This is a genomic window from Bacillus siamensis KCTC 13613 (genome assembly GCF_000262045.1).
Classification (GTDB): domain Bacteria; phylum Bacillota; class Bacilli; order Bacillales; family Bacillaceae; genus Bacillus; species Bacillus siamensis.
This window is the reverse complement of sequence record NZ_AJVF01000013.1, coordinates 353,233-369,333: the sequence shown is the minus strand read 5'-3', so window position 1 is coordinate 369,333 and position 16,101 is coordinate 353,233. Positions and strand designations below refer to the sequence as shown.

16 protein-coding genes are annotated in these 16,101 nt (G+C 48.2%); 15 read left to right on the top strand and 1 reads right to left on the bottom strand.

Annotation, left to right across the window (positions count from 1 at the left end; all coding sequences use genetic code 11):
• Positions 1–53: 53 nt before the first annotated feature.
• The 12 genes from coaBC (at position 54) to spoVM (ending at position 12,715) form a co-directional block, all read left to right on the top strand.
• A complete protein-coding gene (gene coaBC, locus Y79_RS0101855) occupies positions 54–1,274 on the top strand; it encodes a bifunctional phosphopantothenoylcysteine decarboxylase/phosphopantothenate--cysteine ligase CoaBC (RefSeq protein WP_016936165.1) in 1,221 nt (406 codons plus the stop codon).
• Positions 1,271–3,682 (top strand): primosomal protein N', encoded by a 2,412-nt coding sequence (gene priA / locus Y79_RS0101850; RefSeq protein ID WP_016936164.1) that lies wholly within the window; start codon positions 1,271–1,273, stop codon positions 3,680–3,682. Before coaBC ends, priA begins: the two co-directional genes overlap by 4 nt.
• 23 nt (positions 3,683–3,705) lie before the next feature.
• Positions 3,706–4,188 carry a peptide deformylase gene (gene def, locus Y79_RS0101845; RefSeq protein WP_016936163.1) on the top strand — a complete coding sequence of 161 codons (483 nt, stop codon included), beginning with the start codon at positions 3,706–3,708 and terminating at the stop codon, positions 4,186–4,188.
• Between the two features lie 4 nt (positions 4,189–4,192).
• The gene (gene fmt, locus Y79_RS0101840; protein WP_016936162.1) at positions 4,193–5,146 is read left to right on the top strand and encodes a methionyl-tRNA formyltransferase; all 954 of its coding nucleotides are present in this window, start codon (positions 4,193–4,195) and stop codon (positions 5,144–5,146) included.
• Positions 5,133–6,476, top strand: coding sequence for a 16S rRNA (cytosine(967)-C(5))-methyltransferase RsmB (gene rsmB, locus Y79_RS0101835; protein ID WP_016936161.1), 1,344 nt, complete (start codon positions 5,133–5,135; stop codon positions 6,474–6,476). The genes fmt and rsmB overlap by 14 nt, the downstream gene beginning before the upstream one ends.
• A 3-nt stretch (positions 6,477–6,479) precedes the next feature.
• Positions 6,480–7,571 carry a dual-specificity RNA methyltransferase RlmN gene (rlmN, locus tag Y79_RS0101830; RefSeq protein WP_016936160.1) on the top strand — a complete coding sequence of 364 codons (1,092 nt, stop codon included), beginning with the start codon at positions 6,480–6,482 and terminating at the stop codon, positions 7,569–7,571.
• Between the two features lie 5 nt (positions 7,572–7,576).
• Complete coding sequence (locus Y79_RS0101825; RefSeq protein ID WP_016936159.1) at positions 7,577–8,338, top strand: Stp1/IreP family PP2C-type Ser/Thr phosphatase; 762 nt, start codon at positions 7,577–7,579, stop codon at positions 8,336–8,338.
• Complete coding sequence (gene pknB, locus Y79_RS0101820; RefSeq protein WP_016936158.1) at positions 8,332–10,275, top strand: Stk1 family PASTA domain-containing Ser/Thr kinase; 1,944 nt, start codon at positions 8,332–8,334, stop codon at positions 10,273–10,275. Before Y79_RS0101825 ends, pknB begins: the two co-directional genes overlap by 7 nt.
• 15 nt (positions 10,276–10,290) lie before the next feature.
• Positions 10,291–11,181: a ribosome small subunit-dependent GTPase A gene (gene rsgA / locus Y79_RS0101815; protein WP_016936157.1), complete on the top strand. Its 891-nt coding sequence runs from the start codon at positions 10,291–10,293 to the stop codon at positions 11,179–11,181.
• A gap of 1 nt (position 11,182) precedes the next feature.
• A complete protein-coding gene (rpe, locus tag Y79_RS0101810; protein ID WP_016936156.1) occupies positions 11,183–11,836 on the top strand; it encodes a ribulose-phosphate 3-epimerase in 654 nt (217 codons plus the stop codon).
• Between the two features lie 67 nt (positions 11,837–11,903).
• Positions 11,904–12,548, top strand: a complete 645-nt coding sequence (locus tag Y79_RS0101805; protein ID WP_016936155.1) for a thiamine diphosphokinase — start codon at positions 11,904–11,906, stop codon at positions 12,546–12,548.
• An 86-nt stretch (positions 12,549–12,634) separates the two neighbouring features.
• A complete protein-coding gene (gene spoVM / locus Y79_RS01000000119915) occupies positions 12,635–12,715 on the top strand; it encodes a stage V sporulation protein SpoVM (protein ID WP_003154329.1) in 81 nt (26 codons plus the stop codon).
• Positions 12,716–12,792: 77 nt separating this feature from the next.
• On the opposite strand, the gene rpmB is transcribed toward spoVM, so the two are convergent.
• A complete protein-coding gene (gene rpmB / locus Y79_RS0101795; protein WP_003154328.1) occupies positions 12,793–12,981 on the bottom strand; it encodes a 50S ribosomal protein L28 in 189 nt (62 codons plus the stop codon).
• A gap of 259 nt (positions 12,982–13,240) precedes the next feature.
• Between rpmB and Y79_RS0101790 the strand changes: the two genes are divergently transcribed.
• The 3 genes from Y79_RS0101790 to sdaAB all read left to right on the top strand — a co-directional run bounded on the left by Y79_RS0101790 (position 13,241) and on the right by sdaAB (position 16,091).
• On the top strand, positions 13,241–13,603 hold the full coding sequence (locus tag Y79_RS0101790; protein ID WP_016936154.1) for an Asp23/Gls24 family envelope stress response protein: 363 nt from the start codon (positions 13,241–13,243) through the stop codon (positions 13,601–13,603).
• Between the two features lie 15 nt (positions 13,604–13,618).
• Entirely contained in the window at positions 13,619–15,286 is a 1,668-nt protein-coding gene (locus tag Y79_RS0101785; protein ID WP_016936153.1) for a DAK2 domain-containing protein, read from the top strand.
• Between the two features lie 142 nt (positions 15,287–15,428).
• On the top strand, positions 15,429–16,091 hold the full coding sequence (gene sdaAB, locus Y79_RS0101780; protein ID WP_016936152.1) for an L-serine ammonia-lyase, iron-sulfur-dependent subunit beta: 663 nt from the start codon (positions 15,429–15,431) through the stop codon (positions 16,089–16,091).
• Positions 16,092–16,101: the final 10 nt, after the last annotated feature.

Genomic DNA, 16,101 nt, shown 5'->3' with positions numbered 1-16,101 from the left:
TATTTTTTTCCGTTTGGGATTTGTCCAATGCTTTCATAAAGGAGAGAGACTTCATGAAAAACCGAAACATTCTGCTATGCGTAAGCGGAGGGATTGCCGTTTATAAAGCTTCCGCGCTCACGAGCAAGCTGGTCCAGGCCGGTGCGAACGTAAAAGTGATTATGACTGAGTCCGCGCGTGAGTTTGTTTCTCCGCTGACATTTCAGGCGCTGAGCCGGAATGAAGTGTATACAAATACTTTTAAAGAACAAAATCCGAAGGTGATTTCTCATATTGACGCCGCTGACTGGGCGGATTTAATTATCGTCGCACCCGCTACGGCAAATGTCATCGGCAAGCTTGCCAACGGAATTGCTGACGATATGCTCACAACGACGGTGCTGGCGGCGGAGGCTCCGGTGTGGGTGGCGCCTGCGATGAATGTCCATATGTATGATCATCCGGCGGTGAAACGGAACATTTCCGTGCTTTATCAGGACGGCGTCCGTTTTATTGAGCCGAGTGAAGGCTATTTGGCATGCGGATATGTAGGCAAAGGAAGGTTAGAAGAGCCGGAGCTTATTGTTGAGCGTGTCAGAGAGCATTTTAAGGAGCCTGAAGACGATGCGCCGCTGAAAGGAAAACATATTGTCATTACGGCGGGTCCGACGCGCGAAGCCGTGGACCCCGTCCGCTTTTTCACAAATAAATCCACCGGCAAAATGGGCTATGCCGCTGCCGAAGCTGCCGTCCGGCTGGGGGCGCGGGTGACGCTGATTTCAGGCCCGGTGTCAATAGAACCTCCTGAGGGGCTGTATCAGTTCCTTCCCGTGCAATCAGCAGCAGATATGAGAGACGCCGTGCTATCTGTGTTTGATTCATGTGACATCGTCATTAAGACGGCGGCCGTGGCCGATTTTACGCCGGCGGCTGTTTCTGAACATAAAATGAAGAAGAAAGACGGTTCACTCGTGATCGAATTCAACCGTACGGCAGACATCCTGAAAGAACTCGGCGAACGGAAAACACACCAGCTTCTGATCGGCTTCGCGGCTGAAACGCAAGACATCGAACGCTATGCGCGCAGAAAACTTGAACAGAAAAACCTTGATATGATCGTGGCGAATGACGTGAAAGCCGAAGGAGCCGGGTTTGGCACAGATACGAATCTCGTCACCTTCTATTTCCGGGACGGAAGAAAGCGGGAGCTTGCGCTTATGTCTAAACTTGATGTTTCCTTTGAAATGCTGAAGGAAATAACAGCTTTGAAAGACGAGGACCGAAAACCCGTATGAATGTAGCTGAAGTCATTGTTGATGTAAGCTCCAAAAACATTGACAGACCCTTTGATTACAAAATCCCCGATCATTTAAAGGGAATGATCGAAGTCGGCATGCGGGTGATTGTCCCGTTCGGCCCGCGCAAGCTTCAAGGGTTTGTGACTGGTTTGAAAGATTCGTCTGAATTAAACGGCGGGTCAATGAAGGAAGTGGAGAAGCTTCTTGATTTGACGCCCGTTCTGACTGAAGAACTGATGCAGCTGTCTTCATGGCTTTCTGACAAAACGCTGTCGTTTAAAATCACGGCGCTTCAGGCCATGCTGCCGGCAGCGCTGAAGGCGAAGTACGAAAAAGAGCTGAAAGTCGTTGATGAAGAAGCGCTGACACCGGACATCAGACAGCTTTTCAGAAATCAAAAAAGTCTTCTGTACTCGGATATTACCGATGAACACCTTCTTTCGTCGCTTCAAAAATTCGTGCGCAAAGGAAGCATTGATGTCACATATAAAGTCGCCCAAAAAACGAATAAAAAAATGATCCGCATGATCGAAGCGGGGGCAGACAAAGAAGAACTCGCCCGGCACGCAGATTCATTGACAAAGCAGGCTGCTAAACAGCTCGCCGTGCTTACTTATTTTATCGGCGGGGGAGAAAAGATTTCCGCGGCTGAGCTTTGCAAAAAGACCGATTCCAGTTCCGCGACGCTGAAAACGCTTCTTAAAAAGGGCCTTCTTACGGAAAGCTTTGAGGAGGTTTACCGCGATCCTTATCAGGACAGAATGTTCAAAAAAACAGAGCCGCTTGCCCTTACTGAAGAGCAGCAGGCCGCTTTTGAGCCGATTAAACAAGCCGTAGCCGATCATGTTCATCACGTCTTTCTGCTTCACGGCGTAACAGGAAGCGGCAAAACAGAAATTTACCTGCAGTCCATTGAAAAGGTGCTGGCAAAAGGACAAGAAGCCATCGTGCTCGTTCCGGAAATCTCATTGACGCCGCAAATGGTGAACCGTTTTAAAGGCCGTTTCGGCTCTCAGGTTGCGGTCATGCACAGCGGTTTATCCACAGGTGAAAAATACGATGAATGGCGGAAGATTCAGCGCAAGGAAGTCCGGCTTGTCGTCGGAGCCAGGTCGGCCATCTTTGCTCCGTTTGAAAATCTCGGCATGATCATTATTGATGAAGAACACGAATCTTCCTATAAGCAGGAGGAAATGCCGCGGTATCATGCAAAGGACGTAGCCATCCGCCGAGCCGAGCATCATAGCTGTCCGGTCGTCCTCGGGAGCGCCACGCCGACATTGGAGTCATTTGCGCGGGCGAAAAAAGGCGTTTATGAGCTGCTTCCGTTAAAACACCGCGTAAATCGCCAGCTCATGCCGGATGTTTCTCTCGTTGATATGAGAGAAGAGCTGAGAAACGGCAACAGGTCGATGTTTTCAATAGAGCTGATGGAACAGCTGGAAGAGAAGCTTGCGAAAAAAGAGCAGGCCGTTCTCTTTCTGAATAAACGGGGGTATTCTTCGTTTGTCATGTGCCGGGACTGCGGCTATGTACCGCAATGTCCGCATTGCGACATTTCAATGACGTATCACCGCTACGGGCAAAGGCTGAAATGCCACTACTGCGGTCATGAGGAGTCTGTTCCGGGAACATGTCCGGAATGCGGCAGTGAACATATCCGCTTTTTCGGCACGGGAACGCAGCGTGTGGAGGAAGAGCTTACCAAAGTGCTGCCACAGGCGCGCGTCATCAGGATGGATGTGGACACGACTTCAAGAAAAGGCGCCCACGAAAAGCTATTGTCCGCGTTCGGTGAAGGAAAAGCGGATATCCTGCTCGGCACGCAAATGATCGCAAAAGGGCTTGATTTTCCGAACGTGACACTCGTCGGAGTATTAAGCGCAGATACGACGCTTCACATCCCTGATTTCAGGGCGGCTGAGAAGACATTTCAGCTGTTGACGCAAGTAAGCGGACGGGCCGGGCGGCATGAAAAGCCGGGAACGGTGGTCATTCAAACGTATACACCGTCTCATTACAGCATTCAGCTGACGAAAACGCATGACTATGAAACTTTCTTTCAGCAGGAGATGGCGCACAGGCGGGCTCAGTCATATCCGCCTTATTATTACGTGGCGCTGGTGACCGTTTCTCATGAAGAAGCGGCAAAAGCCGCGGTCACCGCAGAAAAGATTACAAACTATTTAAGAGCGGGGTGCGGGCCCGACACGAAAATTCTTGGGCCGGCGGCTTCCCCGATTGCCAGGATCAAAGATAGATATCGCTATCAATGCGTGATAAAATACAGACAGGAAAACGAGTTGCAGATTCAGTTGAAAAAAATACTGGAGCACTATAAACGCGACATTGCGCAAAAGCATGTGATGATTTCAATCGATATGAATCCGTACATGCTGATGTAACATTAGTTTTGGAGGGCAAAATTTTGGCTGTGAAAAAAATCGTCACACACCCCGCGGAAGTTTTGGAAACACCCGCTGAGGAAGTGACAGTGTTTGATAAAAAATTAAAAAAACTGCTTGATGATATGTACGATACGATGCTTGAAATGGATGGCGTCGGCCTCGCCGCCCCGCAAATCGGCATTTTAAAAAGAGCGGCCGTCGTTGATATCGGTGAAGAAAGCGGCCGGATCGACCTTGTAAATCCGGTTATTCTTGAAAAGAGCGGTGAGCAGACCGGAGTTGAAGGCTGCTTAAGCTTTCCCGGGGTTTACGGCGACGTCACCCGCCCGGATTACGTAAAGGTAAAAGCTTACGACCGTAAAGGAAAACCGTTTGTTTTAGAAGCGGAAGGCTTTTTGGCCAGAGCCGTCCAGCATGAAATGGATCATTTAGACGGCATTTTATTCACATCAAAAATTACGGCTTACTACACTGAAGAAGAACTGGCAGAAATGGAAGGATGATTGGATGACAAGGATCGTTTTTATGGGAACGCCCGACTTTTCAGTTCCCGTGCTGCGCACGCTTATTGAAGACGGATATGAAGTGGTTGGGGTCGTTACGCAGCCTGACCGCCCCAAAGGCAGAAAAAAAATCATGACGCCGCCTCCCGTAAAGGCTGAAGCTGAACGTCACGGCATCCCCGTGCTTCAGCCCGAAAAAGTAAGGCTTGAAGAAGAAATAGAAAAAGTGCTCAGCCTGAAGCCGGACCTGATTGTTACCGCGGCATTCGGACAGATCCTGCCCAAGCAGCTGCTTGACGGCCCGAAATACGGCTGCATTAACGTGCACGCGTCACTATTGCCTGAATTAAGAGGCGGAGCGCCGATACATTATTCGATTCTCCAAGGCAAGAAGAAAACAGGCGTGACGATCATGTATATGGTAGAAAAGCTTGATGCGGGTGATATGATTTCTAAAATCGAAGTGGAAATTGATGAAACGGATAATGTCGGCACGCTTCACGACAAATTAAGCATAGCGGGGGCGAAGCTTTTGTCAGAGACCGTTCCGAATGTCATTTCCGGAAATATTAAACCGATCAGGCAGGACGAATCAAAAGCGACTTACGCGCCTAACATTAAGCGTGAGCAGGAGCGGATCGACTGGACAAAGCCCGGGGAAGACATTTACAACCAGATCAGAGGCTTAAACCCTTGGCCTGTCGCCTATACAACATTGAACGGACAAAATATCAAAGTATGGGCCTCTGAAAAAGTTGCGGCAAAAACTGAGGCAGCGCCCGGAACAGTCATCCGCACGGAGCAAAACGGCATTGTCGTCGCATCGGGAAACGGCACCGCTCTTTTGATCACAGAGCTGCAGCCGTCAGGTAAAAAACGGATGAAGGGCGAGGATTTTGTAAGAGGAAAAAATGTTCAGTCAGGTGACGTGTTAGGAGCAGCAGATGAAAAAAATTAATGTCCGTGAGCTTGCCCTTGAAGCGCTTGAGAAGCTTGAGCAAAATCAGGCATACAGCAACCTGCTTCTTACATCGGTTATCAAAACGAACACGCTCAGCGATCAGGACAGGGGACTGCTGACAGAGCTTGTCTACGGAACGCTGCAAAATAAAATCGCTCTAGACTATATACTGAAGCCTTTTATCCGCAAGCCGAATAAGGTGAAGCCATGGGTGATTCAGCTGCTGCGTCTGTCCGCTTATCAAATGGAATATTTAGAAAAAATTCCGGATCGCGCCGCCATCCATGAAGCAGTGGAAATCGCCAAAAAACGCGGGCATAAGGGAATCGCGTCCTTTGTCAACGGCATCCTGCGCTCCCTGCAGCGTGAGGGCGCGCCGTCATTCGCTGAAATTGAAGACCCGATTCTCCGCCTTTCAACAGAGACGAGCCATCCCGAATGGCTTGTAAAGGAGTGGGTTGAGGCGTACGGCTTTGAGGCGGCCGAAAAGATCTGCCGGATTCATCTCGTTCCGCCGAAACAGACGCTCCGTGTCAATCACATCAAGGCCGACAGGGAAACGATGCTGGATAAGATGGAAAATGCGGGTCTGGAAGCGGAAGCCGGAGACCTTTCTCCTGATGCGATTAAGCTTTTAAAAGGCAGCATCGCAAACACGGAATTTTTCCAAAGCGGGCAAGTATCCATCCAGGATGAAAGCTCAATGCTCGTCGCGCGGGCGCTGGACCCGAAGCCGGGGGAAACCGTGTTAGACGCATGCGCCGCACCCGGAGGAAAGTCGGCTCACATCGCGGAATTAATGGAGAACGAGGGGAGCCTCACATCGCTTGATCTTCACCGCCATAAAGTGAAGCTGATTAAAGAAGGCGCGGAACGGCTCGGACTTACGATCATCGACGCGCAAACGATGGATGCCAGAAAAGCTGGGGACGCTTTTGGCGCAGAACGGTTTGACCGGGTTCTCGTTGATGCCCCGTGCTCAGGTTTCGGCGTCATCAGAAGAAAGCCTGATATGAAATATACAAAGACGCCGGATGACAGCAGACGGCTGTCAGAGATCCAGCTCGGTATTTTAAGGGAAATCGCCCCATTAGTAAAAAAAGGTGGCACACTCGTATACAGTACGTGTACAATGGACCGGACAGAAAATGATGAAGTTATGCATGCGTTTATACAAGAACACCCTGAGTTTGAACCCGATTTGTCTCTTGAAAAGCGGCTGCCTGAAAAGGCGAGACCCTTTGTTCAGGATGGAAGCCTTCAAATTCTTCCGCATTATTTCGGAACAGACGGTTTCTTTATTAGCAGCATGAGAAAGAAGGGATAAAAAATGACACAATTAAAAAAGACAAGCATACGGAAAGAGCTGCGGACTGAACAGCCGTCCATTTACTCTTTTGAATTAGATGAAATCAAACAATGGCTGACCGAGAATGGCGAAAAGCCGTTCCGCGCAGCACAGATTTTTGAATGGCTTTATGAAAAACGGGTTTCTTCTTTTGAGGAAATGACAAACCTTTCAAAAAGCCTGCGTGAAAAACTCGAGAGCAATTTTGTGCTGACAACGCTGAAAACGGCTGTAAAGCAGACGTCACAAGACGGCACGATGAAATTTTTATTCGAGCTTCACGACGGTTATACAATTGAAACGGTTTTAATGAGACACGAGTATGGCAATTCTGTATGTGTAACGACACAGGTCGGCTGCCGGATCGGCTGCACATTTTGCGCGTCAACACTTGGCGGACTGAAACGGAATCTTGAAGCGGGAGAAATCGTCGCTCAAGTCGTGAAAGTGCAAAAGGCGCTTGATGAAACGGATGAACGCGTCAGCTCAGTCGTCATCATGGGAATCGGAGAGCCGTTTGATAATTTCAATGAAATGCTCGCTTTCTTAAAAATCATTAACCATGATAAAGGACTGAACATCGGAGCGCGTCATATCACGGTTTCCACAAGCGGCATCATTCCGAAGATTTACGATTTCGCCGATCAAAAAATGCAGATCAATTTCGCGATTTCTCTGCATGCCCCGAATACGGAGATCAGAAGCCGTCTGATGCCGATTAACAAAGCCTATAAGCTTCCTGACCTTATGGAAGCCGTCAAATATTACATCGAGAAAACAGGCAGACGGATCAGCTTTGAATACGGGCTGTTCGGAGGCGTAAATGATCAGGTCGAACACGCGGAAGAGCTTGCAGAACTGTTAAAAGACGTGAAATGCCATGTCAACTTAATTCCGGTAAACTATGTGCCTGAACGGGATTACGTCCGCACACCGAGAGATCAGATTTTCGCATTCGAAAAAACGTTAAAATCCCGCGGTGTAAATGTCACGATCAGAAGAGAGCAAGGCCATGACATTGACGCGGCCTGCGGTCAGCTTCGCGCGAAGGAGCGTCAAGACGAGACGAGGTGAAGAGGTTGATTACAGCCTTAAAAACAGATACAGGTAAAGTCCGCCAGCATAATGAAGATGCGGCGGGCATTTTCACAAAAGAAGAAGCGGTGCTTGCGGTTGTCGCCGACGGCATGGGCGGTCATCTTGCCGGAGATGTGGCGAGCAGGATGGCGGTTGCAGCGATGGAAGAGCAGTGGAACCGGGCCGAATCCGTTCCGTCTCTGCCGTCTGATTGTGAGGTTTGGCTCAAAGACCGGATTCATGAGGCGAATGTCAGGGTGTATGAACACGCAAAAGCGAATGAAGAATGCCGGGGAATGGGCACCACCGTTGTCTGCGCTTTATTCACGGAGAAGTTTGTCACTGTGGCCCATATCGGAGACAGCCGGTGCTACCTGCTTCAAGAGGGTGAATTCGTTCAGCTGACTGAAGACCACTCGCTTGTGAATGAGCTGGTCAAGACGGGAGAAATTTCGAAAGAGGACGCCGAGCATCATCCGCGGAAAAATATATTGACGAGAGCGCTGGGGACAGATGAATCCATCAGCCCCGACGCCCGTTCTTTTGAGCTGTCTGACGGCGATCAGCTGCTTTTATGCTCTGACGGACTTTCAAATAAAATAGAAGATCACGAGATCAAACAAATGCTTCAAGCCGAATCTGCTCCTCAGGAAAAAGTAGACCTTCTCATCAGCAAAGCGAATCAAAACGGCGGCGAAGATAATATCACGGCTGTATTGATTGAGTTTTCCGCAGAGGCAAAAGAGGGTGAAGACAAGTGCTAACCGGCAAGCGGATCAGCGGGCGTTATCATATTCTCCGGCCCATTGGCGGCGGCGGAATGGCGAACGTTTTTTTAGCTGAGGACATCATTCTCGAACGTGAAGTCGCAATTAAAATTCTGCGGTTTGACTTTGTGAATGACATTGAGTTTATCAGGCGTTTCAGAAGAGAAGCACAGTCCGCATCAAGCCTTGACCATCCGAATATCGTCAGTATTTACGATATCGGGGAGGAAGGCGATATTTATTACATTGTCATGGAATATGTGGAAGGCATGACATTAAAGGAATACATAACCGCACACGGACCGCTTCATCCGAAAGAAGCGCTGTCTGTTATGGAGCAGATCGTCTCAGCCATCGCTCATGCCCATCAAAATCATATCGTGCACCGGGATATTAAACCGCACAATATTTTGATAGATCATTCAGGGCATATTAAGGTGACGGATTTCGGCATCGCCACAGCTCTCACTTCGACGACAATCACACATACGAATTCTGTGCTGGGCTCGGTTCATTATTTGTCTCCGGAGCAGGCGAGAGGCGGTCTGGCAACGAAAAAATCAGATATTTACGCGCTCGGCATCGTGCTGTTTGAGCTTTTAACAGGCAAAATCCCTTTTGACGGAGAATCAGCCGTAAGCATAGCATTAAAGCACTTGCAGACAGAAACGCCTTCCGCCAGAAAGTGGAACCCTTCGATTCCGCAGAGCGTTGAAAACATTATTTTAAAGGCAACCGCCAAAGATCCGTTTCACCGCTATGACAGCGCAGAGGACATGGAAGCGGACATCAGAACGGCTTTTGACGCCGGCAGGCTGAATGAACAAAAATTTTCCGTGCAGGATGATGAGGAAATGACGAAAGCGATTCCCGTTATTACTGACGGTGCAAAAACTGCGCCTCATGCGGAAACGCCGGAGGAGACGGACGATAAGGCACAGCAGCCCGCCAAAAAGAAAAAACGGAAATGGCCGTGGATTCTGATGGCTGTCTGCTTCATTTTCATTATGGCGGCTGTTCTTGCAGTCACTGTGTTCCCGTCTCTGTTTATGCCCAAAGATGTAAGCGTCCCCGACGTACGGGGCATGAAGTATGAAAAAGCGGAAGCCCTGCTGGAAAAGAACGGTCTCGAAGCCGACCCTGATATGGCGGACATTGAAGATGAAAAAATCGAAGAGGGATTAATGGTCAAAACTGATCCGAAAGCGGGATCTGCCGTTAAAGAAGGCTCTTCTGTAAAACTGTACAAAAGTATCGGGAAACCGAAAACCCAGCTGATCGACGTGAAAAGCCGGCAGATCGACGACGCGAAAAAAGCGCTGAAGGATAAAGGCTTCAAACATGTCAATGTAAAAGAAGAGAATGATGACAGTGCGGCAGGCACCGTAATTGATCAGAGCCCGTCAGCCGGCACCGACATGGTCGCAAGCGATGATGAAGTCAGCTTAACGGTCAGCCTCGGGCCGGCGGATGTTACGCTGAGGGACTTAAAAACTTACAGCAAAGAAGCGGCTTCGGGGTATCTTGAAGATAACGGCCTGCAGCTTGTTGAAAAAGAAGCGCATTCAGATGACGTGCCAAAAGGACAAGTCATGAAGCAAGAGCCGTCAGCCGGCACAGCGGTTAAGCCGGGAAGTAATGTTGAAGTGACATTTTCGCTCGGACCTGAAGAAAAACCGGCGAAAACGGTAAAAGAAAAAATCAGCATTCCCTACGAACCCGAACATGAAGGGGACGAGCTTGAAGTGCAAATCGCCATCGATGATAAAGACCACAGCATCTCTGATACGTATGACTCGTTTAAAATTAAAGAGCCGACTGAAAAAACGATTGAACTGAAGATTGATCAGGGACAAAAAGGGTATTATCAAGTGATGGTCGATCATAAAGTCGTCAGCTATAAGACGATTGAATACCCTGAAGATAAAGACTGACCAAGGAGGGACCGTATGCCTGAGGGCAAAATTATTAAAGCATTAAGCGGATTCTATTATGTCTTGGATGAATCACAGAACAAGATCATTCAATGCAGGGGCCGGGGCATTTTCAGAAAAAATAAAATAACGCCTCTTGTCGGCGATTATGCCGTTTATCAGGCTGAAAATGATAAAGAAGGCTACCTGCTGGAAATCAAAGAACGAACAAACGAGCTGATCAGGCCGCCGATTTCAAACGTCGATCAGGCCGTTCTCGTCTTTTCCGCCGTTCAGCCGGCGTTCAGCACGTCATTATTGGACCGTTTTCTCGTCCTTGTGGAAGCCAACGGCATTCACCCGATCATCTGCATAACCAAAATGGACTTAACTTCAGACGCGGAAACGAAAGAGAAGATTCTGTCTTATGTGAAAGACTATCAGGCGATCGGTTATGACGTATATGTGACATCATCAAAAGAAAACAGCGGTTTAACAGACATCGTGAAACACTTTGAGAACAAAACCACGGTGTTTGCCGGCCAGTCCGGAGTCGGGAAATCTTCGCTTTTAAATGCGATCAGCCCGGAGCTTGAGCTGAAAACAAACGAGATTTCCGCACATTTGGGACGCGGGAAACATACGACGCGCCATGTGGAGCTCATTCATACATCAGGCGGTCTTGTGGCGGATACTCCCGGGTTCAGTTCGCTTGAGTTTACCGATATTGAAGAAGAAGAGCTCGGCAGCACGTTCCCTGAGATCAGAGACATAAGCGCCTCGTGCAAATTCAGAGGCTGTCTGCATCTTAAGGAGCCGAAATGCGCGGTAAAGCAAGCGGTGGAAGAAGGAGACATCCGGACATACCGCTATGAGCATTACAAAGAATTTATGCAGGAAATAAAAGAGAGAAAGCCGAGGTATTAATATGATTAAGGTTGCGCCATCAATTCTTTCCGCCGATTTTGCTTCACTGGGCGAGGAAATTAAAGACGTGGAAAAAGGAGGGGCGGACTATATCCATATTGATGTCATGGATGGCCATTTCGTCCCTAACATTACAATCGGGCCGCTTATCGTTGAAGCCGTCCGTCCGGTGACTGATCTGCCGCTGGATGTCCATCTTATGATTGAAAACCCGGACCGCTACATCCCGGCATTCGCAAAAGCCGGTGCGGACATCCTTTCCGTCCACGCCGAGGCATGTCCGCATCTTCACCGGACCATTCAATTGATAAAAGAGCAGGGGGTAAAAGCGGGAGTTGTGCTCAATCCGCATACGCCCGTTCAAATCATTGAACATGTGATCGATGAGCTGGACCTTGTGCTGTTAATGACGGTTAACCCCGGTTTTGGAGGACAGCGCTTCATTCATTCGGTCCTGCCGAAGATCCGTCAGGTCAAACAGCTGGCTGAGGAGAAAGGCCTTTCTGAGCTTTTAATCGAGGTGGACGGCGGCGTTAATAAAGAAACAGCTCCTTTATGCGCTGAAGCGGGCGCCAACCTGCTTGTTGCCGGGTCTGCCGTATATAATCAGCCGGATCGGAAAAAAGCCATCGCTGACATCCGAAACGCAGAATAAACATGCTGAAAAAGAGCCCGGTGAAAGCCGCCGGCTCTTTTCGTATTTAAGAGAGAAAGGATAATATATGAAGACAATCAATATTGTTGCGGGCGGCCCCCGGGAGTTTATTCCCGAGCTGTCCGCGTACACAGACGGAGATACGACGTGGGTCGGAGTGGATAAAGGGACGGTCGCTCTTTTGGAGGCCGGGTTCATTCCGCAGGAAGCTTTCGGTGATTTTGACAGCATTACGGAAGAAGAACTCCTGCAGATTCAAGAAGCTGCGCCGTCCCTCCATGTGTATCAGGCGGAAAAAGATTATACCGATCTGGAACTCGCTCTTGACTGGGCTTTACAAAAAGAACCGGAGCACATTCGGATATTCGGTGTGACGGGCGGAAGAGCCGATCATTTTTTAGGGAACATTCAGCTGCTGTATAAAGCCGTAAATAAGGACACTGATGTTAAACTGATCGACAGGCAGAATGAGATTCAGATGTTCGGACCCGGCCGTTATACAATTGAAGAAAAAAGCAGCAGACGCTATGTTTCTTTTATTCCGTTTGCTGAAGCGGCAGACGGCCTGACGCTCGACGGTTTTAAATATCCTCTGGATAATTGTCATATTCCCATGGGTTCCACACTATGTATTAGTAACGAACTCATTCATTCACGAGGTACTTTTTCGTTTGCAAAAGGCATATTAATAATGGTAAGGAGCGCGGATTAAAAAAGCGGCTTCTGCCATATGCGGAAAAAACCATGAATCCTAAAGTGATGAACGCAGCGGATACGGAACTTATAGGAGGGGACAAAATGAAATTTTATACCATTAAATTGCCGAAGTTTTTAGGAGGAATTGTCCGGGCGATGCTGGGCTCATTTAGAAAAGAGTAGGCCCTAGGAGCTGAAATCGCCCTCTTTGAACGCATAAAAAACGCCTGCCGCATAAAAGGGCAGGCGTTCATTTTTGCTTATACACGCTCAACTTTTCCGGATTTTAAAGCCCGGGCAGATACATATACTTTTTTAGGTTTGCCGTCAACGAGGATGCGGACCTTTTGAAGGTTGGCGCCCCAAGTACGTTTAGAAGCGTTCATTGCGTGAGAACGGTTGTTTCCGGCTTTTGTTTTTTTACCTGTAATAAAACATTTACGTGCCATTTGTTTCCCTCCTAACTGCGCGAAACATCTTTTCAAACATAGTGTCTCAGATGCTTTCGTTATACAATACTTTAAATAATTTACCACAGCTAAAAACCGTTTGCAACTATTGTTTACCTTACTTTCAAGAAAAATCACTTGACATGTAAAACCAATCACATTTCCGCGCTGGAGCGCCGCTGTCTGTATCTTTTCTTTTCATAATGGGATACATATAGTAGAATAATGATAACTCTATGCACCTGAAGGAGGAACCTGTGTGTCCATTGAAATGAAGACAAAATACGGACAGATTGATATATCCAACGAAGTCATCGCAATGGTTGCCGGAGGCGCTGCCATTGACTGTTACGGAATAGTGGGGATGGCCTCTAAAAACCAGATTAAAGACGGTTTGTCTGAAATCCTCCGGAAAGAGAACTTTGCAAAAGGCGTACATGTCCGTCAGGAAGCAGAACAAATACATATCGACATGTACATTATTGTCAGCTACGGCACTAAAATATCCGAAGTAGCCCACAATGTTCAGACGAAGGTAAAATACACAGTAAATCAAACAATCGGACTTGCAGTTGATTCTGTAAATATTTATGTCCAAGGCGTACGAGTAACGAACCCGTAGTGAGGAGGATGAGTATTGTCTAGACGAAACTTAGATGGGAGAGCTTTTGCGGCAATGATTCTGGCGGGGGCTGAGACATTGTCTCAAAACGCATCCGCGGTGGATGCGCTGAACGTGTTTCCCGTGCCGGACGGCGATACCGGAACAAACATGAATTTATCGATGTCATCCGGTGCAAGAGAGGTAGAACACCTTGACTCACCTGACATCGGCAAAGTCGGCATCGCCCTGTCAAAAGGCCTGCTTATGGGAGCAAGAGGAAACTCAGGAGTGATCCTGTCCCAATTATTCAGAGGTTTCACAAAGAACATTGAAAACAAAAAAGAAATAAATGCCCAAGAATTTGCCGCCGCACTTCAAGCGGGAGTGGATATGGCATATAAGGCAGTCATGAAACCGGTTGAAGGAACGATTTTAACCGTGGCAAAGGACGCGGCTAAAAAAGCGGTCGCCTCGGCCAAAGAAGAAACCGATATCATTGCTCTCATGGAGGCCGTTATTGAAGAAGCGGAAGCGTCGCTCAACCGCACGCCGGATCTGCTTCCTGTTTTAAAGGACGTCGGTGTCGTTGACAGCGGCGGAAAAGGTCTGCTTTGTGTATATGAAGGCTTTTTGGCTTCCTTAAAAGGAGAATCCGTACCGAAAAAAGCGGTTCTTCCGGCACTCGATGATATGGTGAATGCCGAACATCATAAAAGCGCGCAGAGCATGCTGAGTACAGAAGACATTGAATTCGGATTTTGTACGGAAGTGATGGTAAGGCTGGATCAAGATAAACGGACGTTCGAAGAAGAGACATTCAGAAATGAACTGAGCCGTTTCGGTGACTCATTGCTGGTCGTGGCTGATGATACGCTGGCGAAAGTTCACATTCATGCCGAAGAGCCAGGGAACGTGCTCAATCTCGCGCAGCGTTACGGCGATTTGATTAAAATCAAAATTGAAAACATGAGAGAGCAGCATACGTCCATCATCAGCCAAGAACATGATGAAAAAAAGCCGGCCGGTGTAATGAAAGAAGCCCGTAAACCTTTTGGGATCGTGACTGTGGCAATGGGCGAAGGCATTTCTGAACTGTTTGCGAGCATCGGCGCCTCACACGTTATCGAAGGCGGCCAGACAATGAATCCGAGCACAGAAGATATTGTTGAAGCCGTTCAGTCTGTGAATGCGGAAACGGTTTTCATTCTTCCGAACAATTCCAATATTGTGATGGCTGCCAATCAGGCGGCGAGCGTGGCTGAAGAAAATGTCATTGTCATTCCGGCAAAAACGGTGCCTCAAGGCATGACCGCCCTGCTTGCGTTTAACCCTGACCAGCCGGCTGATGTAAATGAAGCCAATATGCTTGAAGCCATCCGGAATGTGAAAAGCGGACAGGTGACATATTCAGTCAGAGACACCCATATCGACGGCAAGGATATAAAAAAAGGTGATTTTATCGGCATTTTAAACAGTTCGATTATCGGCAGCGCCGAAGACCGGATAAATGCGGCGAAATTACTGCTGGATGAGATGATCGGAGAAGAAGATGAAATCGTCACCATCCTGTACGGAGAAGACGCGCCGGAAGAAGAAGCTGAGAAACTCGCTGAGTATATTACAAGCGTCTGTGAAGATATCGAAGTTGAAATCCATAACGGCAGACAGCCTCTTTATCCATATATATTTGCGGCAGAATAGAAGGGCTTATCAGGCCCTTCTATTCTTATGCCTTAATTTACCTGCGGCAGTGCGGCAGTGTGCCTGCTTGCCAATTGATAAATGTTCAATTAGTCTAAAGAAAAGCGCTGAATGAAGTGATGTTAAGGAGGAACAAACCAGCATGAAATATAGAAGCGTTTTTGATATTATCGGCCCGGTAATGATCGGCCCGTCCAGTTCACACACCGCAGGCGCAGCCCGGATCGGCAGAGTGGCCAGAAGCTTATTCAGACGGGAGCCCCGCCGGATCGTTGTGTCTTTTTACGGGTCATTTGCAGAGACGTATAAGGGCCACGGCACTGATGTCGCGATTATCGGCGGCCTGCTTGATTTTGATACCTTTGATGAACGGATTAAAACAGCGATTCAAATTGCTGAAGAGAAGGGCATAGATATAGAGTTCCGCACAGAGGATGCCGTGCCCGTACATCCGAATACGGCGCGTATCATCATTTCTGATGATGAGGGTGAGCTTGCCTTAACCGGTATTTCAATCGGCGGCGGGAAAATAGAAATCACGGAGCTTAACGGCTTTGAGCTGCGACTTTCCGGAAACCACCCGGCTATTTTAGTCGTTCATAATGATAAATTCGGCACAATTGCAGGCGTTGCCAATGTGCTTGCGAAATTCTCAATCAACGTCGGACATATGGAAGTGGCGCGTAAGGACGTCGGCCAGCTTGCGCTGATGACGATTGAGGTCGATCAGAATATTGAAGAAGAAGTGCTTGACGAACTTTCAACACTTCCTAATATTATACAGGTTACTAAGATAGCTGACTAAAAAGTCAGGA